2 protein-coding genes are annotated in these 2339 nt (G+C 62.5%); both read right to left on the minus strand.

Features of this window, described 5'->3' with window-relative positions:
• Positions 1-305: 305 nt before the first annotated feature.
• Entirely contained in the window at positions 306-665 is a 360-nt protein-coding gene (locus tag ACG0Z3_RS23080; protein ID WP_394402379.1) for a hypothetical protein, read from the minus strand.
• 63 nt (positions 666-728) lie between these two features.
• Positions 729-1685 (minus strand): TniQ family protein, encoded by a 957-nt coding sequence (locus ACG0Z3_RS23085; protein WP_394402381.1) that lies wholly within the window; start codon positions 1683-1685, stop codon positions 729-731.
• Positions 1686-2339 lie beyond the last annotated feature (654 nt).

Here is a 2339-nt window from a genome sequence, read left to right on the forward strand (position 1 = left end):
TCGGCGTGTCCCAGCCCCGAAGCCAAATGCTCCAGGTATTCCTCAAAGCGGTCTGCGACGTTCATCGATCCTCAACCAAAGAATCAAGAAGTCCGCATAATGCCTTGATTTTATTGACACAGTAAGAATAGGTGCCGCAGCGCTCTCTTGAAATCGGGCAACTTCCTGCTGCGGCTCAAGGCATTGACGCCCACGGCTGATCACATCGATCGGCCACTCGAACACGAGGAGCAGGAGAGTCCGTCTCACGGAGAGAAGGGCTACCGACGTGTCATGGTCGCACCTCGCAAATGCGCTCGCGTGAGCTATCGGCTCTTCTTTCGCCTCTTCTTCACGAGCGGCTTGAGCTCAAGTCGCTTCTTGAAAGAAAGTCGCTGCGTCGCCGGCCGCCAGAACTGCTCAACACCGACCGCTGGCATCGCATCCCAGTCTTCGTCCTCCTGACGTTGAGCGATGGCGTCCTTCCAGGCACGCAGCGGTCCGAGCTGGACGGCACAAGCGGTTCCGACGTGTTCCAGAAGGGCTCCCAGAAGCAGCATCCGCTGCTCGTCGTCGAGACACAGCTTTCCACCCACCATCTCCAACCGCCCTGGCAATTCATCGTGCCGAGCCATCTCGTCAGTTGCCCATGGCCTGCCCTGCAGGCGAATGTCCAAGTCTTTCATTCACTGATCTCCTTGTCGTAGCGAAGCTGATCGCCCGGAATCCATGTGTCCCTCACCAGGCCTTCAAAGCAAGCCGTCAAACAGCTCCTGCTGAGCCGGATGCCGGGGGACGGAATCGCGCCATCTCCGACCGAGCTTCAGGTTCCGGATCTCGCGCGCGGCGGCGGCGCGGTCCCAGACCGTGACGCCCACCATCGCCTGCTCAGCCAGTGCACGGGACGCGCTTCCGTCCAGGCCTGAGCGGTGGCCCTCTGCCGACGCCTGCAGGGCATCCAGCCCATGGGCGAGCAGTTGCTGCACGCGCGCGCTGCTCAACCAAGTCTTCCTGTCCTGGATCTTGGCGCCGCGATACGCCTTCGTTGCCCCGCCGAACACGAAGATCAAGCGGAAAGCCCCGTCAGGGCTGGTGCCAAGCAACTGTGGAGCAATGGCTTCAGGTTCGGTGGCCTGCGCTGCAAGCACGTCCGGCAGAACTTGTGTCGAGAGCCATTCGCACCATCGCAGCACGGAAGCTTCGATGTCGCCCGAGACCTTCGTCGCCGTGGCGAGATACGCACCGCAGTCGCACACGTCCAGCGCCGGGCGCATAGGGCTGAGTGCCCGTGCGCAGACCGCGCAGGCATCTTGCAATGGGCGCGCGTGTATGTGGCACACCGGGTAGGCCAGCAGATCCCACTCCAGGCGGGCCACGCCATGCTCGTCCAGACAGGCGGGGCATATCTGCTGGTGGATGCCGCGCAACAGCCATGTCTCCTGCCACACGTGGCCGAACAGCCGTACCCCGGGCCACTGATCGCGTGCGTGCGGTATCGGCATCCGATGCTCAAACCAGTCAGCCTGCACCCCTACGAGTTCGGCGAGTAGGTCGGCATCTGTCGCCAGGAGACGTGCGCGCCGAGCGACTCGACAGTGACTGACCGATTCCTTGACGCTGATGCCGTTCAGACCGAACACGCGCAGCAGGTACCCAGAGGCGGACTCAAAGGGCATGGGTGGGGCTTGGATAGGTAGGCGCGACATCACGGCTTGCCAGGACCGGGCCCATGTCTTTGCGACCCATCCTGCGTGGGCAACGATTCAACGCGTGCCCGCACTGGCGCCGAAGTTTTCATAGCCCTCGCTCTGCCTGCGGATTCAAGGAACGCAGACATCGTCATGCGTAGATGTCGCTCGACAGCGCTCATCGGCGGAGGCGGGCGACTCAATCGCTCGTACTCGCGCCAAAGCTGATCGAGGGGCATGCCCTGCCCTTGAACGGCCTCAGGACCTTTGCGGCCCCATTCCCTGAGCCAGTACGGCAGCCGACGGACGAACTCGAAGTCCATTGCCAGTGGAGCCATCGCATCCAGGGGACCGCCGCACCTCAGACACAGGCTCAGTTCACCGACACCGACGCGCCGTGGCCCGGCCGTGGCCATGTCTTGCATCAGCTCGACATGCGCGTTGCAGTTGGGGCACTGCTCTTCGAGCAGGCATCTGTGCCAGGGGCAGAACACCAACTCCTGCATCCGCGCGTACAGATGGATGCAGGGCACCTGATCGACTCTTGCGTATTTCAGCGATCGTGGACGCCCATTTCAGGCTGATCGTGGACGGCAAAACTGAGCTTGCCGTGGCGGCGCCGGGGAGGCGCGCAGGAACTGGTTTGAATGTAGCTGAATCGTCCACGATGAG

This window comes from Pelomonas margarita (assembly GCF_043555875.1).
Taxonomy (GTDB): domain Bacteria; phylum Pseudomonadota; class Gammaproteobacteria; order Burkholderiales; family Burkholderiaceae_C; genus Pelomonas; species Pelomonas margarita.